The sequence below is a fragment of the Arthrobacter sp. StoSoilB13 genome (genome assembly GCF_019977255.1).
In the GTDB taxonomy this organism is placed as follows: Bacteria; Actinomycetota; Actinomycetes; order Actinomycetales; family Micrococcaceae; genus Arthrobacter.
On the sequence record NZ_AP024647.1, the window covers coordinates 1,519,135 to 1,541,289 of the forward strand.

At 61.5% G+C, this 22,155-nt stretch carries 19 protein-coding genes and 6 pseudogenes; 10 read left to right on the forward strand and 15 right to left on the reverse strand.

Annotated features, from left to right (window positions below; genetic code table 11):
* Positions 1 to 28 precede the first annotated feature (28 nt).
* The 3 genes from LDP01_RS07105 to sigE are packed head-to-tail and all read right to left on the reverse strand — an operon-like array spanning position 29 to position 2,046.
* Entirely contained in the window at positions 29 to 427 is a 399-nt protein-coding gene (locus tag LDP01_RS07105) for a twin-arginine translocase TatA/TatE family subunit (RefSeq protein ID WP_224088194.1), read from the reverse strand.
* Between the two features lie 31 nt (positions 428 to 458).
* Positions 459 to 1,415: a hypothetical protein gene (locus LDP01_RS07110; RefSeq protein WP_224088195.1), complete on the reverse strand. Its 957-nt coding sequence runs from the start codon at positions 1,413 to 1,415 to the stop codon at positions 459 to 461.
* A 7-nt stretch (positions 1,416 to 1,422) separates the two neighbouring features.
* On the reverse strand, positions 1,423 to 2,046 hold the full coding sequence (sigE, locus tag LDP01_RS07115) for an RNA polymerase sigma factor SigE (protein ID WP_224088196.1): 624 nt from the start codon (positions 2,044 to 2,046) through the stop codon (positions 1,423 to 1,425).
* 236 nt (positions 2,047 to 2,282) lie between these two features.
* Here sigE and LDP01_RS07120 point away from each other — a divergent pair, with 236 nt between their 5' ends.
* Positions 2,283 to 2,915, forward strand: coding sequence for an O-methyltransferase (locus tag LDP01_RS07120; RefSeq protein WP_224088197.1), 633 nt, complete (start codon positions 2,283 to 2,285; stop codon positions 2,913 to 2,915).
* Between the two features lie 123 nt (positions 2,916 to 3,038).
* Here the strand turns inward: LDP01_RS07120 and LDP01_RS07125 are convergent, their stop codons facing one another.
* The 4 genes and pseudogenes from LDP01_RS07125 to LDP01_RS07140 form a co-directional block, all read right to left on the reverse strand.
* Entirely contained in the window at positions 3,039 to 3,206 is a 168-nt protein-coding gene (locus LDP01_RS07125; RefSeq protein WP_064721643.1) for a DUF3117 domain-containing protein, read from the reverse strand.
* A gap of 229 nt (positions 3,207 to 3,435) precedes the next feature.
* Positions 3,436 to 4,627, reverse strand: a pseudogene (locus LDP01_RS07130) (putative hexosyltransferase).
* An 80-nt stretch (positions 4,628 to 4,707) separates the two neighbouring features.
* The gene (locus LDP01_RS07135) at positions 4,708 to 5,049 is read right to left on the reverse strand and encodes a DivIVA domain-containing protein (RefSeq protein WP_224088198.1); all 342 of its coding nucleotides are present in this window, start codon (positions 5,047 to 5,049) and stop codon (positions 4,708 to 4,710) included.
* Positions 5,050 to 5,067: 18 nt separating this feature from the next.
* Positions 5,068 to 5,907 carry an LOG family protein gene (locus LDP01_RS07140; protein ID WP_224088199.1) on the reverse strand — a complete coding sequence of 280 codons (840 nt, stop codon included), beginning with the start codon at positions 5,905 to 5,907 and terminating at the stop codon, positions 5,068 to 5,070.
* A gap of 163 nt (positions 5,908 to 6,070) precedes the next feature.
* Here LDP01_RS07140 and LDP01_RS07145 point away from each other — a divergent pair, with 163 nt between their 5' ends.
* From LDP01_RS07145 to LDP01_RS07160, 4 genes and pseudogenes are all read left to right on the forward strand, one after another.
* The gene (locus LDP01_RS07145; RefSeq protein ID WP_216924118.1) at positions 6,071 to 6,826 is read left to right on the forward strand and encodes an amino acid ABC transporter ATP-binding protein; all 756 of its coding nucleotides are present in this window, start codon (positions 6,071 to 6,073) and stop codon (positions 6,824 to 6,826) included.
* A gap of 74 nt (positions 6,827 to 6,900) precedes the next feature.
* Positions 6,901 to 7,781, forward strand: a pseudogene (locus LDP01_RS07150) (glutamate ABC transporter substrate-binding protein).
* A gap of 55 nt (positions 7,782 to 7,836) precedes the next feature.
* A pseudogene (locus tag LDP01_RS23670) lies at positions 7,837 to 8,525 on the forward strand (amino acid ABC transporter permease).
* Positions 8,522 to 9,386, forward strand: a pseudogene (locus LDP01_RS07160) (amino acid ABC transporter permease). Before LDP01_RS23670 ends, LDP01_RS07160 begins: the two co-directional pseudogenes overlap by 4 nt.
* A gap of 96 nt (positions 9,387 to 9,482) precedes the next feature.
* On the opposite strand, the gene dapE reads toward LDP01_RS07160, so the two are convergent.
* On the reverse strand, positions 9,483 to 10,607 hold the full coding sequence (dapE, locus tag LDP01_RS07165) for a succinyl-diaminopimelate desuccinylase (protein ID WP_224088201.1): 1,125 nt from the start codon (positions 10,605 to 10,607) through the stop codon (positions 9,483 to 9,485).
* Between the two features lie 107 nt (positions 10,608 to 10,714).
* Here dapE and dapD point away from each other — a divergent pair, with 107 nt between their 5' ends.
* Positions 10,715 to 11,728: a 2,3,4,5-tetrahydropyridine-2,6-dicarboxylate N-succinyltransferase gene (dapD, locus tag LDP01_RS07170; RefSeq protein ID WP_224088202.1), complete on the forward strand. Its 1,014-nt coding sequence runs from the start codon at positions 10,715 to 10,717 to the stop codon at positions 11,726 to 11,728.
* 13 nt (positions 11,729 to 11,741) lie between these two features.
* Complete coding sequence (locus LDP01_RS07175) at positions 11,742 to 12,584, forward strand: transglycosylase SLT domain-containing protein (RefSeq protein WP_224088203.1); 843 nt, start codon at positions 11,742 to 11,744, stop codon at positions 12,582 to 12,584.
* A 29-nt stretch (positions 12,585 to 12,613) separates the two neighbouring features.
* On the opposite strand, the gene LDP01_RS07180 is transcribed toward LDP01_RS07175, so the two are convergent.
* Both LDP01_RS07180 and LDP01_RS07185 read right to left on the reverse strand, forming a co-directional pair.
* Positions 12,614 to 13,225: a hypothetical protein gene (locus LDP01_RS07180; protein WP_224088204.1), complete on the reverse strand. Its 612-nt coding sequence runs from the start codon at positions 13,223 to 13,225 to the stop codon at positions 12,614 to 12,616.
* Positions 13,226 to 13,402: 177 nt separating this feature from the next.
* Positions 13,403 to 14,029: a TetR/AcrR family transcriptional regulator gene (locus tag LDP01_RS07185; protein WP_224088205.1), complete on the reverse strand. Its 627-nt coding sequence runs from the start codon at positions 14,027 to 14,029 to the stop codon at positions 13,403 to 13,405.
* An 80-nt stretch (positions 14,030 to 14,109) separates the two neighbouring features.
* Between LDP01_RS07185 and galE the strand changes: the two are divergent.
* A pseudogene (galE, locus tag LDP01_RS07190) lies at positions 14,110 to 15,127 on the forward strand (UDP-glucose 4-epimerase GalE).
* 151 nt (positions 15,128 to 15,278) lie between these two features.
* Here galE and LDP01_RS07195 read toward each other — a convergent pair.
* From LDP01_RS07195 to fdxA, 3 genes and pseudogenes are all read right to left on the reverse strand, one after another.
* Positions 15,279 to 16,562 carry a citrate synthase gene (locus LDP01_RS07195; RefSeq protein WP_224088206.1) on the reverse strand — a complete coding sequence of 428 codons (1,284 nt, stop codon included), beginning with the start codon at positions 16,560 to 16,562 and terminating at the stop codon, positions 15,279 to 15,281.
* Positions 16,563 to 16,794: 232 nt separating this feature from the next.
* Positions 16,795 to 17,944 (reverse strand): annotated as a pseudogene (dapC, locus tag LDP01_RS07200) (succinyldiaminopimelate transaminase).
* Between the two features lie 14 nt (positions 17,945 to 17,958).
* Positions 17,959 to 18,285 (reverse strand): ferredoxin, encoded by a 327-nt coding sequence (gene fdxA, locus LDP01_RS07205; protein WP_018776555.1) that lies wholly within the window; start codon positions 18,283 to 18,285, stop codon positions 17,959 to 17,961.
* Positions 18,286 to 18,420: 135 nt separating this feature from the next.
* Here fdxA and LDP01_RS07210 point away from each other — a divergent pair, with 135 nt between their 5' ends.
* The gene (locus LDP01_RS07210; RefSeq protein ID WP_224088207.1) at positions 18,421 to 18,657 is read left to right on the forward strand and encodes a putative acetyltransferase; all 237 of its coding nucleotides are present in this window, start codon (positions 18,421 to 18,423) and stop codon (positions 18,655 to 18,657) included.
* On the opposite strand, the gene LDP01_RS07215 is transcribed toward LDP01_RS07210, so the two are convergent.
* Positions 18,654 to 19,067: a hypothetical protein gene (locus LDP01_RS07215; RefSeq protein ID WP_224088209.1), complete on the reverse strand. Its 414-nt coding sequence runs from the start codon at positions 19,065 to 19,067 to the stop codon at positions 18,654 to 18,656. The genes LDP01_RS07210 and LDP01_RS07215 overlap by 4 nt on opposite strands.
* A gap of 30 nt (positions 19,068 to 19,097) precedes the next feature.
* Entirely contained in the window at positions 19,098 to 21,014 is a 1,917-nt protein-coding gene (gene typA, locus LDP01_RS07220; RefSeq protein WP_223933779.1) for a translational GTPase TypA, read from the reverse strand.
* A gap of 281 nt (positions 21,015 to 21,295) precedes the next feature.
* Here typA and LDP01_RS07225 point away from each other — a divergent pair, with 281 nt between their 5' ends.
* Complete coding sequence (locus tag LDP01_RS07225) at positions 21,296 to 22,147, forward strand: SGNH/GDSL hydrolase family protein (RefSeq protein ID WP_224088210.1); 852 nt, start codon at positions 21,296 to 21,298, stop codon at positions 22,145 to 22,147.
* Positions 22,148 to 22,155: the final 8 nt, after the last annotated feature.

Below are 22,155 nucleotides of genomic sequence, written 5' to 3' on the forward strand. Positions count from 1 at the left end.
CACCGCGTTTCGAAAGAGACTCCGAAGTTTACGTAGCTTCGGTATCGAAAGGCGCGGCCTCGCCTTCGGCGAGCCGCTCAATGATGCGGGCCGGAGCCTTGGGCTTCGTGTCCACTGCTGCGGCTGCAACTGTCGCCGCAGCAGCCGGCGCGCCTGCGTTGACGGGCTTGGAATCATCGTCAAGCAACGCATCCTTGATGATGCGTCGCGGATCGTATTGGCGGGGATCGTACTTCTTCCAGTCGACCTCATCGATGTCGATGCCGACTTCTTCCTTGATCTGCTCGCGTGCCCCGGAGGCCATCCGGCGGACTTCCTTCACCAGGTTTGCGAGCTTTTGAGTGTATTCGGGCAAACGGCTGGGACCGATGACGAGTACGCCGATAATCAGAAGGAGTATGAACTCCGGGCCGTTGATTCCAAGCACGCTACGAAGATTACCTTGTCTGTGGTGCCGGTCATAAACCAGCGGGACGGAGCAGTGTCCGGAGGCCGCGGATCATCCGTTCGGACCACGTCTCGGAGGCTTGCGGAGCTTTGTTGCTGACCATGGAGTCCCCTGCACGAACCAACTCGGGAACGGCGTCGTCGGCTACATCAGCCGGGAGGTCCGATGAGTAGCTGAGGACTGCTGCGGAGGTCCGGTATACAGCCTCCCACGGCGTCCCCTGCGTGAGGGAGAGTTGCGCCGATGCCGGTCGTCCAGTGACGGCGATGTCCGAACCCTGCAGGTGCTCTTCCACGACAGTGGCGTAATGGCCGTTGCTTTCAAGCCGGAGTTCCACTGCCGGGTGACCGTTATGCATGGTGGCCTTGGCGGCTACGACGTGGAAGCCCATACCGCCAAGTTCAGGACAGGCCCATCCCTGGTCCCGCAGGGCATCCAACTGTTCGGAACTCAAATTCACGGGCCCGGTGGGGCGGAAGTCCGGCGTCGCCACGGATTCCGACGTCATCATCAGTTCCGCGGGGCCGCCGGTAAATGCACTGGAAAGGGATGAAGCGCCGTTGCCTGCACCGATGGCTGCTTGCGGCGCGGTATCTCCTGCCACCGCATATGCGGCAAGGCCCAGCGCACCTGCACTTGCCGTGAGAGTGCCCGCGGCCACGCCGGCGATTCGAAGGGCCCGCCATGCACCACGCCTGGTCCGTGGATTTGCGACCGGCGCGGCCTGCTCATCCGCGAGTCGTTGTGTGTGCTGGAGCAAACGCGCGGTCAGGTCCTGGCTGGCTTCGGGCACCGCTGCTCCGCGGAGCCGTTCAAGATACTGCCGCTCCCTGTTCAGGGCAGCACGGCACTCCGGGCAATGCCGAAGGTGCTCCGGGTTCCGGGTGTGGCGCAGGGCAGCCAGTTTGTAACGTGCAGCCAGTTTGCGACGTGACAGGGCACCCGGACGGATGTGGCGTCGAGGCATCGACTACCTAAAGAATGCTGGCGATGCGGGGCATCTTCAGGCGGGGCTTGCGGGCTTCAGCCGGACGGGGGTCACGGTGGGCGAGCTTCTCCCGCAGCATGGTGCGGCCACGGTGGATACGGGACCTGACGGTGCCCAGCTTCACGCCCAGCGCCTCCGCCACCTCGTCATAGGACAATCCTTCAAGATCGCATAGAACAACGGCAGCCCTGAAATCCGGTGGCAGTTCTTCCAACGCACGCTGGACATCAAGGTCCAAGTTGTTGTGTTCGAAGCTCTGCTCGGGGCCTGGCTCACGGCCCGGCAGGCGTGATTCGGCGTCCTCGGCGAGGGCGTCAAAGCGGATCCGGCTCTTACGACGTGCCTGGTCCAGGAAAAGGTTGGTGGTGATCCGGTGCAGCCACCCGTCCAGGGTGCCCGGCTTGAAGTTTTCCAGCGAACGGAAAACCCTGACAAACACCTCCTGGGTGAGGTCCTCGGCGTCGAACTTATTTCCGGTCAGGCGGTAGGCAAGGCGGTACACCTTGGCGGAGTGGTTGGCGACCACGTCCTCCCAGCTGGGCGCGACCCAGTCCGTAACGGCCTCAAGGCTCTCCGATATCTGGACTGGCGCAGCATGCGATGCCGGCATCGTCCACTCCCCTCAAACTGTGGTTCACCGGACTCCTCCGGTGCCGCCCACCACGTGGATGACCGGATCAATATCATCCCAAGTTTGTCTGGGAATTTCCTGACTAAGGCACATTTTCCACGCAAGGCGAAATCCTGCCGCAGACACAATCCCGGGACGGGTGCGAACAGGGGGTTTGGATCACCGGACACAGTAGGCTGGTACAGACACCCCTACGCGCGGAAAGCGAACCCTTCATGAGTGCCGACAAGTCAACCAGCTGGTCCTATGCAGAAGATCTGCCTGCTGAAGATGACGTGTTGTTGCGCGCCCGGGAGAGGTCCTTCGAGCTGGGAGTCAAGCCCATCAGCCCCGGCGTTGGCGCGGTGTTGACAGTCCTTGCCGCGGCTTCAAAGGCACAGACAGTAGTTGAGGTTGGCTCGGGCGCGGGGGTCTCAGGTGTTTGCCTGTTGCGGGGCCTGGGTCCACAAGCCGTCCTGACCACCATCGACGTCGATGTCGAACACCTCAAGGCCGCCCGCGAAGCCTTCCTGGAGTCGGGCAGCCCCGCCAACCGTACCCGGACCATCTCAGGAAGGGCCGCCGACGTCCTCCCACGCCTCACGGACTCCGCCTATGACCTTGTTTTCATCGACGCCGACAAGCCGAACTTTCCCCGCTACGTTGAACAGGCTGTCCGGTTGCTCAAGACCGGTGGCACCTTGGTGATCAACGACGCCTTGGATAAGGACCGCGTCTCAAATCCGGCAGCCCGCGACGCCACCACTGTGGTTCTTCGGCAAGTTGGCAAATCCATTCGCGACGACGACCGCCTGGCCTCTGCGATGCTTCCCACCGGCGACGGACTTCTGGTGGCCGTCAAAAAATAGGCAATTGCCATTTAGCGGACATTCTTAAAGAACGGCCCCCAAGAAACACGCTGCTGCTTAAACAAAAGCAGGGCTCCGGCTCCCGCCGGGCCCTGGTCTTTTGAATCCAGCCTGCCTATGAATCTATTCGGTAACGCCTACGAGGCATTCCTTGAGGTTCTCCGCCTCCGCGGCATTGAGCTCGACTACAAGCCGTCCTCCGCCTTCGAGCGGCACACGCATGATCAGGCTGCGTCCCTCTTTGGTTACTTCCATAGGGCCGTCGCCAGTACGTGGTTTCATAGCCGCCATTAGGAAAATCCCCTCCATTTGTCCCAAGTCACGCCCAACCCGGCCGGGCTGGATCCGCTTCGCAATTGCAGCCGGCGGCACCGCTTGGGAGGCCGCCTTGGCCGGGCACTTTTAGGTGCTTTTGTCCTTGCTCGTATTCCATTATCCCGTACTTACTGCTCCGTAGCGAATCAATGGACTAATTACCCCCACACGGAACAAACACACTTCCCGACGGCGGGCGGTCCGGTTATGGCGGATAGTCTCCGCCTCCAGGCAATGGCGCCCAGGCCCAAAGCCAAACCACCCAGACGATCTGGAGGAGGACAAACATGACGACGACGGTTCCCCTGTATGCCTTGGACCCGGACAGCAGCGCCGCACCGAGGGCAAGCGGGAAAAGAGGAAGCAACATCCGGAAAGTACTGGTCTGGGGATGCAGGAATACCAGCAAATAACCCATGTAGCAGGCGCACCAAAGTCGCATTTCCGTTCCCAGTGCGCGAACAGGCTTTGAAATCATCAGCAGCACGAACAAGCCGACGAAAACGAAGGGCGCCAACACGCCAAGAACCGGACCGAACAGCATCCGTCCGGTATCGAACCACGGCTTGAAGGGCACCAGATCGTGTCCTCGCCAGGCAGTTTCCGTCCGCGTATAGGCGCTGGGGTCCCCCGTGACTGCCCAGGCTATAGCCGGCCAGGCCAGGGCTCCGAGTCCGGTTGCCAGCACCAGGGCGCCCAGGGACAGGAGTTCCGGCGCGGACGAAGCCATTGCCCGGGGCTGGTCATCATTTTCTGATGGCCTGAAGTGCTGCCAGAGCCGCCAGACCAGGAGGAGGCCCAGCATGGCAGCGAAGGGGACTCCCGTGGGCCTGGACAAACACATCAACAGCACTACAGGTATGGCTGTCACGTAGCGTCGCCGGACCACCAGAAGCAATGAGCCGGACAGCAGCAGGAGGTTCAGGGATTCTGCGTAGGGTACCTGGAGAATTGGGGAGACCGGGAATGCGGACACGAAGATGACGCCCCACATCGCAGTGCGCCGGCTGGCTGCTTCCCTGAATAGTTTGAAGATCACCAAGGCAGCACCGAGGCCCGCAACCATGGCTATGGCAGTGAGGGCCTGCAGAGTCCCGAGTCCCGTAATGGCGGAGAGTCCCCGTCCAAGAAACGGGAACAGGGCATAAAAGGCCCAGGCGTTCTCCTTGACTACCCCGTTTGCATCCACCGGGAGCACGGAGGGGTAGCCGTTGTCCGCTGCCTGGGAATACCAGCGCGCATCCCAGATAGTGATGAAGTTCCAGTAGTCGGGGGCGGGCGGGAACCAAGGATTCACTCCCTGATGAACGGCAGCCGCCATAAAGATGCAGGCACTGACCACCCGGGGCCACGACAAAAACCAACGAAACCTGCAGCCACCACGGCCACTGTGCCATCCGGGCTCCCGCGGCGGAGATACCGCGCGACAGGCGGGCAGTAGGTCCCTCCCCGCCAAAACGGATACGTGGAGTTGTACTCACGGCGTGGTCCGCTGGGCGCCGCCATTCTCAAGCTTTGATTGGACCAACGCGCTGAGTCTCTCGATCTCACGGTCCTTGGCCACCAGTTGGTCCCGTAACTCATCAAGGACCTGGTCCACCTGGTCCATGCGGTAACCACGCAGCCCCAGCGCAAAGCGCACGGCGTCGATGTCTGTGGCTGCGGCCTTCTCCGGGAGCAGCACCGGAGGCAAGTTGGGCACCGGGTCATCCAGGCCCGCTCCGACGGAGCCGCCACGGATGATGGCGGCCCCAAAATACAATGCGGCACCAATGAGGACAATCGCGACAAACACCAGGAAAAAGCTCACAGCCACCATCGTGCCAGAAACAGCCGCCTACTCCGGGCGCTGGTTTCCATTGGTGGTGGCCGGAAGCGGAGCACCGTGCAAGACGCGGTGGACGGCATCGGCAGGGTCATCCACCAGTTGGATCAGGTCCAGGTCCTTTTCAGACACCATCCCTTCAGCAACCAAAGTGTCCCGGATCCACTCAATCATTGGACCCCAGAAGCGGACACCCAGCAGCACGATCGGGAACGATGTCACCTTTCGTGTCTGTACCAGGACCATTGCCTCGAACAGCTCGTCCAAGGTTCCAAGTCCGCCGGGCAAGACGACGAAGCCCTGGGCGTATTTCACGAACATGGTCTTGCGGGCGAAGAAGTACCGGAAGTTGATGCCCAGGTCCACCCACTGGTTCAAGCCCTGCTCGAACGGCAACTCAATGCCCAGCCCGACGGATACGCCGTTGCCCTCAACAGCACCCTTGTTGGCGGCTTCCATGGAGCCCGGACCGCCGCCGGTGATCACTGCGACCCCGGCTTCGGCGAGCTTGCGTCCTACATCCACTGCCATCTCGTAGTACTCGGTTCCCGGTTTGGTACGGGCAGAACCGAAAACACTGACCGCCGGACCAATATCGGCCAAGGCCCCAAAGCCCTCAACGAATTCGCTCTGAATCCTCAGGACGCGCCAGGGATCGGTGTGGATGAATTGCCCGGCACCGCTCGTGTCCAGTAAATGCTGATCGGACATTCCCGTGTCTGCCTGTTTGCGTCGCAGTTCCAAAGGACCCTTGTGCTTGGCCGGTGGAATCTCCGAAGGCAGGGGCACATTGACGCCCGCGACGTGGCCATTCGCGTCGGGGCCGGAAATCGGGTGCTGGCTAATGCTCATTGCCCAAGGCTAGCGCGGATGAATGCAAGCGAAGACGCTACGACGCGGTTCTTGCATTGCAGTCTGGTATATCGCTGGAGGGCAGGTTTCTGTTCAGTCACGATCTGGAGGAACTTGCCGTGACCGTGGTCATAATTGTGTCTTTGTTCGCTAGATTCGTCCTATGACTACTCAAGTGTCCGGCGATGCGCTCGTCTCCCTGAACAGCGTCAACAAACACTACGGTCAATTGCACGTCCTCAAAGACATCAACCTCCAGGTTCGGAAGGGTGAAGTCGTCGTGGTCATCGGGCCGTCCGGCTCCGGAAAGTCCACGTTGTGCCGTGCCATCAACCGTTTGGAAACGATCGACGACGGCGACATCGCGATCGACGGGAAGAAGCTCCCGGAAGAAGGCAAGGAACTCGCCCACCTGCGTGCAGACGTGGGAATGGTCTTCCAGTCCTTCAACCTGTTCGCCCACAAGACGATCCTTGAGAACGTCACGCTGGGACCGATCAAGGTGAAGGGCGTCGCCAAGGGCACGGCGGAAAGGGAGGCCATGGCCCTCCTGGAACGTGTCGGCGTCGGCCACCAGGCTCCCAAGCTCCCCGCGCAGCTCTCCGGTGGCCAGCAACAGCGCGTGGCCATTGCCCGCGCACTTGCCATGAAGCCCAAGGTGATGTTGTTCGACGAGCCAACCTCGGCTCTGGACCCCGAAATGATCAATGAGGTCCTGGACGTCATGATCCAGTTGGCAAAGGAAGGCATGACCATGATCGTGGTTACCCACGAGATGGGCTTTGCCCGCAAGGCAGCCGACCGCGTCGTGTTCATGGCCGATGGCCAGATCGTGGAAGATTCAACACCCGAGGAATTCTTCACCAATCCGCAGAGCAACCGCGCCAAGGACTTCCTGTCCAAGCTTCTGACCCACTAGCTCCCTGCTGACCGCATCCAGGCCCGCACGGACCGCACCCAGGCCGTACGACGGCCAACCAATGAAAGAATGTCATGAAGAAGGCTTTTATTACCCGGAGGAAATCTCTCCTGGTGGCCGCTTCGGCTGCACTGGCCCTCTCGCTGAGAGCCTGTGGTGGAGGCAGTGGCACCACCACTCCGCCTGTTGCCTCGGCGAGCTTCGAGGCCGGTACCACGATGGCGAAGTTGAACCAGGCCAAGAAGATCACCATTGGTACCAAGTTTGACCAGCCGCTGTTCGGCCAGAAGGGCCTTGACGGCAAGCCTGTCGGCTTCGACGTCGAAATCGGCAAGGCCATCGCCGCCAAGCTCGGCATTGAACTGACAAGATCGAATGGGTTGAAACTGTTTCCGCCAACCGTGAACCGTTCATCGAGCAGGGCCGCGTTGACATCGTCATTGCCACCTACACGATCAACGATGCTCGCAAGCAGAAGGTCGCCTTCGCGGGTCCGTACTACGAAGCCGGCCAGGCTTTGTTGGTGAACAAGGACGACAACTCCATCACCAAGCCCGAGGACGTGAAGGGCAAGAAAGTTTGCTCCGTTACGGGTTCCACGCCAGCCAAGACCATCGTTGAAAAGTACGGCGCCGAACTGGTTCCGGCCGCCAACTACACCGCTTGCCTGGAGCCGTTGCGCAACAAGCAGGTTGTCGCCGTCACCACGGACAACGTGATCCTCGCCGGTTACGTTGACAAGGAACCGGACGCCTTCAAGCTCGCTTCGGACCAAACCTTCACAAAAGAGCCTTACGGCATCGGCCTGAAGAAGGACGACACGGTCTTCCGCAACTGGATCAATGACCAGTTGGAGGAATTCGCCAAGGACGGCACCTACAAGAAGGCCTGGGAAGCAACAGCAGGAAAGGTCATCAAGACCGCTCCTGAGCTGCCCAAGATCGACCGTTACTAGTCGGAAGCCGGTGGCTGCCGCCCTCCCCTCGTGGGAAGGGCGGCAGCCACCGACCTTGAGGACTCCCTACCTTTCCGCCGCAGCCGAAGGAAGCCAATGTGACGCCATCTTCGAAAGCCTCCCCCAATATTGGGACGGATTTTCTCCGAACCCTGTTTCTAGCCGTCGTGTCCGGCGTGATCGCGCTGGCAGCAGGTACTCTGCTCGCCGCAATGCGTGTCTCGCCCGTGGCAGCCTTACGGGCTTCAGCACGTTTTATGTTGAAGTCGCCAGAAACACCCCACTCACAATAATTTTCTTTTTCTCAGCAATGTGCTCCCGGCTTGGCGTCAAGTTTGAACAATTTGAAGTGGCCGCCATCATCGCGTTGAGCAGCTACACGCAGCATTTGTTGCTGAAGCTGTGCGATCCGGCGTCAACAGCGTCCCGGTCGGACAGCCGAGGCAGCCCGCAGCATTGGCATGACGTTCACGCAGGTTTTGGGCCTGGTGGTCCTGCCCCAGGCCGTTCGCACCGTTGTACCCCCGTTGATCAACATCATGATTGCGCTGGTCAAGAACTCATCCGTGGCGGGTGCCTTCTTTGTCCTGGAGCTCTTCGGCTACGGCCTGCAGTTGTTCAAACAGCCATGGTGACGCAGTCATGTGGATCTTGATCGGTGTGGCATTCTTCTACCTGCTGATCACAGTGCCTCTGGGCTTGTTGGCCCACTTCGTCGAGAAAAAGGTGGCGATTGCCCGATGACTTCGGTTCTCTATGACGTACCAGGCCCCAAGGGGCCCGCCGCGTTTCCCTCATTGGTTCAGTTGTCGGGTCCATCATCATTGCCGGTGGCGTGGTGGGAGCCATTGTCATCCTGTCTTCGCAGGGCATATTCAACGCCTCCCGTTGGGAAGTCTTTGTTAACGAGTCTGCAAAGGACGTATGGACGCAGCTCGGCTACGGCGTCCTTGCCACCCTGCAGGCAGCCGGCATTGCAGCCGTCATTGCCTTCCCCTCGGAGTCGCACTGTGTTTGCTCCGTATCTCGCTGATCTCGTGGATCCGGGTGCCCACGCAGGTGGTCCTTGAGTTCCTCCGCGGTATGCCAGTGGTGCTCATGATCCTCTTCGTGCTGCTGGTGTTCGCCACCAGCCCCTTCATAGCAGTTGTCAGCGGCCTGGTCCTCTACAACGCGGCGATCTTTGCCGAAATTCTGAGGGCAGGCATACAGTCACTTCCCAAGGGACAACGCGAGGCAGGTTTGGCCATTGGCCTGCGCAGCTTCCAGTCCAGGATGAGCATCGAGTTCCCCCAGGCAATCCGCCGCATGCTCCCCTCACTCATTGCACAGTTGGTCGTCCTCCTCAAGGACACCTCGCTTGGCTACATCGTGGCCTACGAGGAACTGCTGCGTAAGGTGAAGCTGATCTCGGACCTGGAACCCAGCCTGCTGTTCTCCGCCTTCTTCGTTGGCGCCGCGATCTACATCCTGATCAACCTGTCAGTTTCCCGACTTGCGATCTGGATCGAAAGGCGCGGCTCCAAGAAGGCCGCAGGAGGTATGGCTTCGGCCATCAAGACCGTTGACCTTGAGGTAAACGTCCCGGGATCTGAAGCGAAGTAGAACCGGGAACATTCCGTTAGTCATGAAAAGAAGGTCCGCAGCCGTTCATTCGGCTGCGGACCTTCTTTTTATGTGCTTGCAGAGTGCATTTGGACCTTAGCGAACCAGCCACGACCGGAGAACACGAAGGCATTCCCGGACGGCACCGGCGTCGACATGTTCATTGTCCTTATGTGCCAGCAATGGATCCCCGGGTCCGAAGTTCACGGCCGGGATGCCCAGCTCACTGAAACGCGCGACGTCGGTCCAACCGTATTTGGGCTTTGGTTCCGCGCCGACTGCGGCCACGAAAGACGCAGCTGCAGGGTGGTTCAGTCCGGGCCGGGCGCCGGCAGCAGCGTCCGTTCGAACGACGTCGAATCCCTCCAGGAGCTCCCGCACGTGGGCCTCGGCCTGGTCCGGCGTCTTGTCCGGAGCGAAGCGGTAGTTGATCTCTACGACGCAGCGGTCCGGAATGACGTTGCCTGCCGTGCCGCCATTGATCCTGACCGCATTGAGGCTCTCCCGGTAGTCGAGGCCGTCCACGTTGATGGTCCGCGGCTCGTAGGCTGCGAGGCGGGCGAGGATTGGTGCAGCAGCGTGGATGGCGTTGCTTCCCATCCACGCACGGGCCGAGTGGGCGGCTTCGCCGATGGTGGTCGCTTCGAACCGGCTGGTTCCGTTGCAGCCCCCTTCAACTGTGCCGTGTGTGGGCTCGAGGAGAATGGCGAAGTCCCCCAGGAGCAGGTCGCCATGGTTGCGGACCAGCCTGCCCAGGCCACTCTTGACTGCCTCCACTTCCTCGTGGTCGTAGAAGACAAAGGTGACATCCTTGTCCGGCTCTTTGCCGTCGTCGAACAGGGTCGCCGCGAGTGCGAGCTGCACGGCAACGCCGCCCTTCATGTCGGTAGTCCCGCGGCCATAAAGCACACCTTCCCCGGGGATGCCCGACTCCCACGTCGCCGGAACGGTGCCCAACGAGCCTTCCACCGTGGGCAGCGGCACAGTGTCCAAATGTCCAGCGAGGATGACGCGCTCGGAGCGGCCAAGTTCGGTTCGGGCAACGATGGCGTCGCCGTCGCGCACCACGGTGTATTCGGGGATGGCGCGCAGGCCGGCCTCGACGAGATCGGCGAGCGTAGTCTCGTTGCCGGAGACACTGTTGATATCGATGAGCGCGGCGGTCAGCAAGGCGACGTCCTGGCGCAGGTCCAGCAGGGCGGGGGCAGGGTTAAGGGTCACCACTCCACCTTAACGCTCCGGGCCGCTGTGTTCCGGGCAACAAATGCGACCTACCCCGGGGTGAGACGGGTTTCAGCCGTGCCATGGGCGGTCGATACACTGGGGCCATGACTGAAACTGCTTCCTCTGCTGTGCCCGCAAACCACCGATCAGCCTACGGATTCGGCCTCGCCACCATCGCAACCTCGCCGTCCGGGGAAGCAACCGTGCTGGATGTCTGGTACCCGGCGCCTGCCCTGGGTGTAGCCGCTGAAACCCTTCGCGACGTCGAGAATGCCGATCCCGCACTCACCGCCCTGGCCGACGACGGCAAAGACGCCGATCGCGGTACCGAGCAAAAAGTGGTCTTCGCCCAGATCGACCTCGACGCCGCGCCGGCCGACACCGCCGATGCTTACCTGCGTCTTCACCTCCTTTCGCACCGCTTGGTCAAGCCCAACAGCATCAATCTGGATGGCGTCTTCGGCAAGCTCCCCAACGTCGTATGGACCAACTTCGGTCCAGCCGCCGTCGAAGGTTTTGAAATGACGCGTGCGCGCCTGCGTAAGCGCGGCAACGTCGTGGTTTACGGGGTTGACAAGTTCCCGCGCATGGTTGACTACGTGGTCCCCACAGGCGTGCGGATCGCCGACGCTGACCGCGTCCGTTTGGGTGCGCACCTCGCTGAGGGCACCACTGTGATGCATGAAGGCTTCGTGAATTTCAACGCCGGAACCCTCGGCACGTCCATGGTGGAAGGCCGCATCTCCGCTGGAGTGGTGGCCGGTGACGGCACGGACGTCGGCGGCGGCGCCTCCATCATGGGTACGCTCTCCGGCGGAGGCAAGGAAAAGATTGCCTTGGGCGAGCGCGTTCTGCTTGGTGCAAACTCCGGCGTCGGCATCAGCATCGGCGACGATTCCGTGGTGGAAGCCGGCCTCTACGTCACCGCCGGCACCCGCGTCCGTGTGCCTGGTCCCAAGGATGAGAACGGTGAAGATACCAGCAAGATCATCAAAGCCGTCGAGCTTTCCGGTGTTCCCAACCTGCTGTTCCGCCGCAACTCCACAACCGGTGGCGTGGAAGTCCTGCCCCGCAAGGGCCAGACCGTGGAGTTGAACGAGGCACTCCACGCCAACTAGCAGAAGACAAGCAATGCGCCGGTTCCGCCGCGCCATTGTTGCGGTGCTTGCGCTGGCCCTCGTGGCCGGTGCTATCTACGCGATAGTTGCCATACTGCAGCGCTCCGAGACCCTGGTCTCGGAGCGCTGCCTCGCCGTCATGGGTTCCGAAAGCTACGAGTTGGCTACCGACCAGGCGGCCAACGCCTCGCTCATCACGGCTATCTCCGTTCAGCGCGGACTTCCACCAAGGGCGGCAAGCATAGCCCTCGCCACCGCGATGCAGGAATCCAAGCTACGGAACATCAATTATGGTGACGATGCAGGACCTGATTCCCGCGGGTTGTTCCAACAGAGGCCATCGCAAGGCTGGGGAACCGAGGCACAGGTCATGGACCCCGTCTATGCGACAAACGCCTTCTATAACGGCCTCATCAAAATTCCCGGTTACGAGACCATGGAAATTACCCAGGCAGCCCAGCAGGTCCAGCGCTCCGCGTTCCCTCGGGCATACGCCCAGCACGAGAACATGGGGCGTGCCTTCGCTTCTGCCCTCACCGGTCATTCCGAATCCGCGCTGACCTGTGAACTCCGGATGCCTGAAGCAGCTGGTGACCCTGCCGCCGTCGTACAAGAACTGACGACGGCGTTCGGCCCCCAGCGCGCCACAGTCCAGGGCCGCTCGGTGCAACTGGATATCACCGGTACGCAAGCATGGGCAGTTGCCCATTGGGCAGTGGCCAATGCCAAGTCCCTCTCCATCACGCAAGTGGATGTTGGCGGCCAGACGTGGAACAGGGAAAAACGCAGCGGGTGGATTGCGTCGGCGGCACCGTCTGAGTCAGTGACCATCACGGTCTCGGCACCCACTACCTAACTGGTACATAGGGGGTGCAAAGCCGCTACCTAGGCCAGTATCTCCACCACAGGCTGGACATAGCTGCGGAAGACATCGGGCTCGGACAGCAGCTTGTGGCTCATGATCATGGTGCTGGGCTCCAAGTACCAGGCACGGGGTTCGTTGAGCGGCAACTCGATGATGGTGAGATCAAAGTCCCGCGAACTACGCCCGACTTCCAGAAGCCGGTCCTCCACCATCTCGTTCAGGACTCCCGTGACCCCGTTGGCTTCGCGCTCTGCCTCGATCTTTGCGTATTCATCGATCCTGTCTGTTGCCCATCCCAAAGCTGAGCCAAAGTGTGCCTGAAGGACACGCTGGAGGGCAGGGGAATTGCCGAAGGCCTTGAAACTGGGTGGCGCGAGCTCAAGTGCGGGGTCGGGATAGGTCTTCACGAGCTTTTCCCACCAGGCCTCCCACTCGGTTTTCAGGGCGTTGATTCCGCCCACATCCGAGGTGAGGTGACTATGGTCGGCATGGCGGACCTTGGGAGCAGCGTGCGACAGCAACGGCTTTCCGGCACCGTCGAGTCCAGCTACATCGCGCAAGTACAGGGCGATGAGCATCGGCCCGGACGTGTCCATGGTGATGCGCCATCCCGGGCCGCCTGACTCATGCATCCGAATTCCTCCCTTGGCAGGTTCCCGACATGTCCCAGTCTATTCCCGTTGGCTTGCTACGGTAACGGTGCGGGACGCACTGCTTGCCGAGCGGCACATTGGTCCTCCTGCGGACATCCGCGGGACGCCGGGACAGTCAATGGCGTGGCTGGACTGCCTATGGCGTGGCCGGTCAGTCTATTGCGTGGCCGGCGCCGGAGCGAAAGCCGCGAGATGAGCCGTGAGGACGTCACTGCACATCTCGGCCGTCATCCATTCCGGCTGGAGCAGGGCGTGCATGCAAAGGCCGTCCATGGTGGCCAGGAGCCGCTCAGCCTCTGTGACGAGGCTTTGCCGGGCTGCGGCTTCGCCGGGGCTCAGCAGCATGATGAGGCGTCCCACAATGGCAGCGACTGCGCGGTGGCTACGTTCGGCCTCGGCAGCCAGGGCGGGTTTGATTCGCGCAGCGTGGCGGAAGGCCATCCAAACGCAGGCGTCCATAGCGAGCTGTTCGTCCAAGGGAAGGAACTGACCCAAGAGGTTCAACACCGCGGCGTGCTGCCCGGCGCTGCCCGGAGTTTCGCTTTCAACGGCAAGAAAAGCTGACTCCAGCCGGGCGCTGATGCGGTCGATGACGGAGGCAAAGGAGAACGCGAGTAGCTCGTCGCTGCTGGCAAAATAGTGCCGCACTGAGCCGACGGCCAGCCCGGCTTCATCAGCTACTTCACGAAGGGATGCCCGCTCCAAACCGTCGCTTGCGATGATCCTGAAGACAGCTTGGACAACTTCCTGGCGCCGGACTTCGGCATCAACAATTTTGGGCACCAGTATTTTTTAGCACGAACGTGCTTCAACACCGCTCAACACTGAGCGGCGTGGCTCCGATTTCCGATAGCGTAGACACCATGAAAATTCTTGTCACGGGTGGCACCGGCTACATCGGCTCACACACCGTTCTGTCCCTTCAGGAAGCCGGCCATGACGTCGTCGTGCTCGATAACCTTGTGAACTCCAGCGAAGAGTCCCTGCGCCGGGTTTCCGAGCTCACTGGCAAGACAGCGGCCTTCCACAAGGTCGACCTGGTGGACGAGCCCGCCGTCGAGGCCGTGTTCGACCAGCACCAGATCGATGCCGTGATCCATTTCGCAGGACTAAAAGCCGTGGGCGAATCCGTTCAGGAGCCATTGGCGTACTACTACAACAACATCGTGGGGACCCTGAACCTGCTCCGGGCCCATGGACAAGCACAACGTCCGTTCCATCGTGTTCAGCTCCTCCGCAACCGTCTATGGCGAGCACAATCCCATCCCGTACATCGAGAAGATGGAAATCGGTGCCAACAACCCATACGGCCGTACCAAGGAACAGATCGAGGACATCCTGTCGGACCTGGGCAATGCGGACGACCGCTGGCATATCGCACTGCTGCGCTACTTCAACCCGGTTGGCGCGCACCCGTCCGGACGCATCGGCGAGGACCCCCAGGGCATCCCCAACAACCTTGTCCCCTTCATCGCCCAGGTTGCCGTGGGACGCCGCGAGAAGCTCATGGTTTTCGGCGGCGACTATGACACCCCCGATGGAACAGCCCAGCGCGACTACATTCACGTCGTGGATCTCGCCGAAGGTCACGTAGCGGCACTGAACTTCATCGCTGATCGGGCGGGAGTCCGCCGCTGGAACCTTGGCTCGGGCCGCGGTTCGTCCGTTCTGGAGGTCCTGCGTTCATTCGAGAAGGCCGTAGGCCGGCCGATTCCATACGAGATCACCGACCGCCGCGCCGGCGATCTCCCCGCCTTCTGGGCTGACGCTTCTTCCGCCCTCGCAGACCTCGGATGGTCCACCACGAAGACTGTGGACCAGATGTGCGAGGACCACTGGCGCTGGCAGAAGAACAACCCCTACGGGTACAACGCTTCCTAATAACAACGCGGGGTCACTTAGGGCCCATTTCGGCCTGCTTTATGGGCCGTAAGTGACCCCGCGTTGCTTTATCACAGGCGGAACCAACGACGGCGGCCGCCCACCTCGCGTGAGGTGGGCGGCCGCCGTCGTGATTGACGCTGTTGCCGAATCAGTTGGCCGGGTAGTTGCGCTCCGGCTCCCCTGTGTAGAGCTGCCGCGGGCGGCCGATCTTGGTCTGGGGATCGTTGATCATTTCGCGCCACTGGGCAATCCAGCCCGGGAGGCGGCCGATGGCGAAGAGGACAGTGAACATCTTCTCCGGGAAACCCATCGCCTTGTAGATCAGGCCAGTGTAGAAGTCCACGTTCGGGTACAGCTTGCGCTGGATGAAGTAGTCATCAGCCAGGGCCTTCTCTTCAAGGCGCATGGCGATGTCCAGCAGTTCGTCGTTGCCGCCGAGCTTGCCCAGGACCTCGTGGGCCGTTGCCTTGATGATCTTGGCACGGGGATCGTAGTTCTTGTAGACACGGTGACCGAAGCCCATGAGGCGGACGCCGTCTTCTTTGTTCTTGACCTTTTCCATGTAGTCCTCGGGCTTGATGCCCTCGGCCTGGATCTGGCGCAGCATCTTCAGCACGGCTTCATTGGCGCCACCGTGGGCGGGACCGAAGAGGGCGTTGATGCCAGCGGATACCGAGGCGAAGAGGTTCGCGTTGGAGGAACCTACCAAGCGGACGGTGGAGGTGGAACAGTTCTGCTCGTGGTCAGCGTGCAGGATGAGCAGCAGGTCAAGGGCCTTGACCACAACGGGGTCCAGCTCGTACTGCTCGGCCGGGAGGCCGAAGCTCAGGCGCAGGAAGTTTTCCACGAGGTTCATGGAGTTATCCGGGTAGAGCATCGGCTGGCCGATGGACTTCTTGTGGGCGTAAGCGGCAATAACCGGCAGCTTGGCCATGAGGCGGATGGTGGAAACTTCCACGTGCTCCGCGTTGAAGGGATCCAGCGAGTCCTGATAGAACGTGGACAACGCCGAAACAGCCGAGGAAAGCACCGGCATGGGGTGGGCGTCGCGCGGGAATCCGCCGAAGAAGCCCTTCAGTTCCTCATGCAGGAGCGTGTGGTGGCGGATGCGCTGATCGAAGGCTTCCAGCTCCGTGGGAGTGGGAAGGTTGCCGTAGATCAGCAAGTAGGAAACTTCCAGGAAGCTCGAGTGCTGGGCGAGCTGCTCGATCGGGTACCCGCGGTAGCGCAGGATGCCCGCGTCGCCATCGATGTACGTGATGGCCGAGGTGGTGGCCGCTGTGTTCATGAAGCCGGGGTCATAGGCAACGGCGCCCGTCTGCTTCAGCAGCTTGGAAACGTCATAACCTTCGTTTCCTTCTACAACCTGGATGCGCGGCAGTTCAAGTTCGCCGCCGGCATGGCGCAGTGTCGCGCTGGTGGTCTCAGTCATGGAGTCCCCTTCATGAGGCCTCTGGGCCTCTATAGAACGCTTGTCCAACCAACTTCTGGTGACGCCGTTTTCGGCCCCACTGTTGCAGGGCTCCAACGACCGCAGTGCTTTCTTATTGAAGGCCACCATTGATAGTCAGTTAAAAAGCTACCGCCAGTAACCCCCCGGAACTAATCCGTTCCGTCCGGTTACTGGCGAAATGACGCGGCTTGTGGCACAAGTCACAGCATTGTTATGAGCCTGCGCTTAACCTCTCCACGGCTGCGTCAATGCGTTCATCGCTGCCGGTTAGTGCCACCCGGATGAAGCCGTTACCGGCATCACCGTAGAAGACACCGGGGGCCTACGACGATTCCCAGCTCAGCAAAACGGGCCACCGTATCCCACGTAGCTTCCCCGGCCGTAGACCACAGATAGAGGCCGGCGTTGGACTCATGGATCTGCAATCCGAACTTCTCAAGAGCCGGAACGATCCTCTCCCGACGTCCGCGGTAGAGATCCTTCTGTGCAAGGACGTGGTTCGAATCGCCCAAAGCGACGCGCATCGCTTCCTGCACCGGATAGGGCACGATCATTCCTGCGTGCTTCCGGCTGTTAACAAGGTTGGCCATAATCGCGGAGTCGCCAGCCACGAAAGCAGCCCGGTAGCCGGCCAGGTTGGACTGTTTGCTCAACGAATAGACGCACAGCAGGCCATCCGTGGAACCACCGGAAACCCGTGGGTCCAGGATGCTCGGGACAGCTTCTCCCCCACGCTGAACATCCCATTCGCCCCAGCCAAGCTCGGCGTAGCATTCGTCGGAGGCTACAACGGCGCCGACTTCGCGTGCCTGGCCCACGATCTCCCGGAGCGATTCGACACTCCGGACGCTGCCCGTGGGATTGCCCGGCGAATTGATCCACACCAGGCGAACCCTTGCGCGCGTGGCGGCATCCAGTTCGTCCAGGCTGTCAGCCGCCACGGCAGTGGCTCCTGCCAGCATCGCACCGATGTCATATGTGGGGTAGGCAACGGTAGGCCTGACTACGACGTCCCCGTTGCCAAGGCCCAGCAGGAAAGGCAACCAGGCGACGAGTTCCTTGGAACCCACCGTGGGCATAACGTCCTTCGGATCCAGGTTGACCACTCCGCGGCGGGCGGCAAACCAGTCCACGACAGCCTGCCTCAAGGCTTCCGTGCCATGCACCGTTGGGTAACCGTGCGCATCCGACGCCGCTGCCAGCGCATCCCGGATCAGGCCGGGAGTGGGGTCGACCGGTGTTCCGATGGACAGGTTGACTGCTCCCCCGGGATGCTTGGCGGCCGTGGCGACATACGGTGCCATGGCCTCCCACGGGTAGTCGGGCAGGTTAAGGCCAAAGGCCGGTGCCGCGGAAATCAAGGAAGCAACCGCCCTTAGTGGTCTTGGTTCTGCGGGGGCAGGGCGGCAATGAACGGGTGGTCCTTGCCGGTGTTGCCGATCTTCGCAGCGCCGCCCGGGGAACCGAGGTCGTCAAAGAATTCGACGTTGGCCTTGTAGTAGTCGGCCCACTCTTCCGGGGTGTCATCCTCGTAGTAGATGGCTTCCACGGGGCATACGGGTTCGCAGGCACCACAGTCGACGCATTCATCGGGGTGGATGTAGAGGGAACGCTCACCTTCGTAAATGCAGTCGACAGGGCATTCTTCGATACATGCCTTGTCCTTGACATCTACACACGGCTGCGCGATTACGTACGTCACGTCCCAGACCTCTCCACGGTTTGTCCCGGCCACAGCCGGGGTAATACGGCCGGCAGCATGCCGGACACTCAACTTCTGAGCCTATTATCCAACAGTGCTATGACGCCAACCTAGCCCGCGTCTTAGTATGAAACGGTGACTCCCCCGCATTTGCCACCCAGACAATTTCTGCTCAAGGCCCAGCCGGGCATCCGGGTGGTGGTGCGCTACAGGATCGAGGACGGGCTCACGGACGCACTGGGGTACCTGGTGACCACCACGGAAAGCAGCTGCACCGTACGAACGCGGACCTCCGACGTCGAAATTCCACTGGGGTTGGTCATCGCGGCAAAGGAAGTTCCTCCTCCTCCACCGCGGCGCGGGCAGCGTTAGCGGCTGCGTGCCAGACGCTGCGTATGAGCAGCGCCGCGCCAGCGCATCCGTAGCCGGCTGGCCACCACAAGCATGATCAAGGTGACCGCGGCAATGCCAAACACCCAAATGTTGCCCATGGCGTCGCCCAGCAACAACTGTTTGCTGGGTCCTCCGGACGACAACGCACCGACGGCGGCATAGGCCCCTACGCCAGCTACCGCCGTCGGAATAACTGAAACCGACCACGCCGCCAACCACAACTGGACGGACGCAAGCAACAACAGCGCTGCGCAGACGCCCCAGGGGACGTCGACGCCGGAGAGCACCACGGTTTGCCGGTGCAGTGCCGTGCCTGCCGCAGCAACAAAAAGAGCCGCCAGCACGGCGATGGCGATGCCACGGGCCGCACTGGCGACTCCTTTGTTCATTCTGGTACAGCCGGATTGGTCCGGGCTGGACTATGCCTTGGCGCGGGCGCGGTTGGCCTTGGCACGCTCGTTGGAATCGAGGATGACCTTACGGATACGGATGTCCTCCGGAGTCACCTCGACACACTCGTCTTCACGGGCGAATTCGAGGGATTCCTCAAGGGTCAGATCGCGCGGCGGCGTCAGGTTCTCGAAGGTGTCCGAGGAAGCAGCACGCATGTTGGTGAGCTTCTTTTCCTTGGTGATGTTGACGTCCATGTCGTCGGCGCGTGAGTTCTCGCCGACGATCATGCCTTCGTAAACCTCAGACGTGGGCTTCACGAAGAAGGAACCGCGCTCCTGCAGGTTGATCATGGCGAACGGGGTGACGACACCGGCGCGGTCGGCAACCATCGAACCGTTGGTGCGGTATTCGATGGGACCGGCCCACGGCTCGTAGCCTTCGGAGATGGACGCCGCGATGCCCGCACCGCGGGTGTCGGTGAGGAACTTGGTGCGGAAGCCGATGAGGCCACGGGCCGGGACGATGAATTCCATGCGGCACCAGCCAGTGCCGTGGTTGGCCATGTTGGTCATGCGGCCCTTGCGGGCTGCCATGAGCTGGGTCACGGCACCGAGGTATTCTTCGGGGACGTCGATGGTCATGTGTTCCATCGGCTCGTGGATCTTGCCGTCGATGGTCTTGGTGACTACCTGCGGCTTGCCAACGGTCAGCTCGAAGCCTTCTCGACGCATCTGCTCAACGAGGATTGCCAGGGCGAGTTCGCCACGGCCCTGTACTTCCCAGGCGTCGGGACGCTCGGTGGGCAGAACCTTGATGGAGACGTTACCGATCAGTTCCTTGTCCAGGCGGTCCTTCACCTGGCGGGCGGTGACCTTGGCGCCCTTGACCTTGCCGGCCAGCGGCGAGGTGTTGATACCGATGGTCATGGAGATCGCCGGGTCGTCCACCGTGATCAGCGGCAGCGGCTGCGGGTTCTCGGCGTCCGTAAGCGTTTCACCGATGGTGATTTCCTCGATGCCTGCGACAGCAACAATCTCACCCGGACCGGCCGACTCGGTAGGAACGCGGGTCAGTGCCTTGGTGGCCAGGAGTTCGGTGATCTTGACGTTCTTGAGTTCACCGTTGGCGCGGGCCCAGGCAACGGTCTGGCCCTTGCGGAGCGTGCCGTTGTAGATGCGGAGCAAGGCGAGGCGGCCAAGGAACGGCGAAGCGTCCAGGTTGGTCACGTGCGCCTGGAGCACGCCATCCGGGTTGTAAGTGGGAGCAGGGATGTGCTCGATGATGGTCTTGAAGAGCGGCTCAAGGTCCTCATTCTCCGGGGCGGAGCCGTTGTCCGGCTGGTCCAGGGAGGCGCGGCCAACCTTGGCAGCAGCGTAGACAACCGGAACCTCAAGGACCTTGTCCAGGTCCAGGTCCGGAACTTCATCGGCAAGGTCCGAAGCCAGGCCCAGGAGCAGGTCCATGGACTCGTGGACAACCTCATCGATGCGGGCGTCGGGACGGTCCGTCTTGTTGACCAGGAGGATCACCGGAAGGTGCGCGGCAAGGGCCTTGCGGAGCACGAAGCGGGTCTGGGGCAGCGGACCCTCGGAGGAGTCGACCAGCAGGACGACGCCGTCGACCATGGAAAGGCCGCGCTCGACCTCGCCACCGAAGTCGGCGTGGCCGGGGGTGTCGATGACGTTGATGGTGATGGTTTCGCCGTTGGACGACGGGCCGTTGTAAGCAACCGTGGTGTTCTTGGCGAGGATCGTGATGCCCTTTTCGCGCTCAAGGTCACCGGAGTCCATGACGCGGTCCTCAACCTCACCGTGGGAAGCGAAGGAGTTGGTCTGCTTGAGCATGGCGTCGACCAGGGTGGTCTTGCCGTGGTCAACGTGTGCGACGATCGCGACGTTGCGCAGATCGCTCCGCGACGCAGTGTTGGTGATGGTTTCAGACATGCGTTGATGACTCGTTTCAGTGGTGAAGTCAGTTGTTTGTATCCGCGCGCATACCTGATCACCTGATCGGAACACACAACGAAAAGACCCCGGGACACAGGGCACCTACAGCAAGTCTAAACGCAGTTGCATTTATCAGCCTAAAAAGCAAGCCATTTAGGCCCTAATTGTGGCGTCCATCACAGCACATCACGCTTTAGTAACCGGCAGTCAAGATGCTGGATTTTCTGTTTCCTTTGCCCCATGATTGCTGCAGAACCAGTGCCATACGGAGACCAACGATGCGCAAAGCCTCGGCCGCGTTCCGCCTGCTCGCACCCTTGATCGCCGTTGGCGTTCTGGTGGTCGGCTGCGGACCAAACCAAGCAACCCCACCATCCACCCCCTCGCGCTCAGCCGCGCCCGTTCCTGCCGAGACGTCCGCCGCGGACAAACCCCGTACGATAGCGCCCACCCCGGGTGCCCTGGACCTGCCAGTGGGTTCGCTCTACAGAAATCCGTCGAACAACCGCGACGAAGTGGTCCTGGCCGACGTACGCCACACGGCCGTGTTGATTGGCGATTCCCAGGCCATGCCCAAGGACTCATGGCCGCAAAGGGGAATCTCCGCGCTTGGATACAAATTGCACGTGGTGGGCATGGGCGGCACGGGATTCGTTGCCTCCAACGGCAAAACGGGCAATTACATCGACGCCCTCCAGCGCGGGGACTGGTTGTTGCCCTATGGAGATCCGCCACTGATCGTGGTCCAGGGTGGCGGCAACGACGCCTCACAAAAGGCCACCGATGCCCAGATCACAAGTAACGCCGAACGGCTCCTCGCTGCGCTCAGGAAGCGCTATCCGGGGGCTCGCCTGGCGATGATCGGGACGTTGGCCCGGGGAGCCGAGAATGGTGGCGGCCGCCGGTCCGAGGTGGACGCACTCCTAGGCCGGATCGCCGCCAAGCAAGCGATCCCGTTTGTCAGCGCGGGCGACTGGCTGACCCGCTACGATGCCGTTGCAGACCTCCAGGACGGCGTCCACATGAAGCCGTCCGGCCACGCGAAGTTGGGCAGTGTTCTGGCGCGGGAATTGACCGCGCTCGGCCTCACAGCCCGCCCGGACACCGCCGCGTCGGTGTCAGCCGAATAGGGCACCGT

Coding starts and splice junctions, on each gene's coding strand:
- dapD (WP_224088202.1), top strand. CDS start 10,715: ATGACTGAAACTGCTTCCTCTGCTGTGCCCGCAAACCACCGATCAGCC.
- LDP01_RS07145 (WP_216924118.1), top strand. CDS start 6,071: ATGACTACTCAAGTGTCCGGCGATGCGCTCGTCTCCCTGAACAGCGTC.
- LDP01_RS07125 (WP_064721643.1), bottom strand. CDS start 3,206: ATGGCGGCTATGAAACCACGTACTGGCGACGGCCCTATGGAAGTAACC.
- LDP01_RS07215 (WP_224088209.1), bottom strand. CDS start 19,067: ATGAACAAAGGAGTCGCCAGTGCGGCCCGTGGCATCGCCATCGCCGTG.
- LDP01_RS07140 (WP_224088199.1), bottom strand. CDS start 5,907: ATGAGCATTAGCCAGCACCCGATTTCCGGCCCCGACGCGAATGGCCAC.
- LDP01_RS07175 (WP_224088203.1), top strand. CDS start 11,742: ATGCGCCGGTTCCGCCGCGCCATTGTTGCGGTGCTTGCGCTGGCCCTC.
- LDP01_RS07225 (WP_224088210.1), top strand. CDS start 21,296: ATGCGCAAAGCCTCGGCCGCGTTCCGCCTGCTCGCACCCTTGATCGCC.
- LDP01_RS07135 (WP_224088198.1), bottom strand. CDS start 5,049: ATGGTGGCTGTGAGCTTTTTCCTGGTGTTTGTCGCGATTGTCCTCATT.
- typA (WP_223933779.1), bottom strand. CDS start 21,014: ATGTCTGAAACCATCACCAACACTGCGTCGCGGAGCGATCTGCGCAAC.
- LDP01_RS07180 (WP_224088204.1), bottom strand. CDS start 13,225: ATGCATGAGTCAGGCGGCCCGGGATGGCGCATCACCATGGACACGTCC.
- LDP01_RS07120 (WP_224088197.1), top strand. CDS start 2,283: ATGAGTGCCGACAAGTCAACCAGCTGGTCCTATGCAGAAGATCTGCCT.
- sigE (WP_224088196.1), bottom strand. CDS start 2,046: ATGCCGGCATCGCATGCTGCGCCAGTCCAGATATCGGAGAGCCTTGAG.
- LDP01_RS07195 (WP_224088206.1), bottom strand. CDS start 16,562: ATGACTGAGACCACCAGCGCGACACTGCGCCATGCCGGCGGCGAACTT.
- LDP01_RS07110 (WP_224088195.1), bottom strand. CDS start 1,415: ATGCCTCGACGCCACATCCGTCCGGGTGCCCTGTCACGTCGCAAACTG.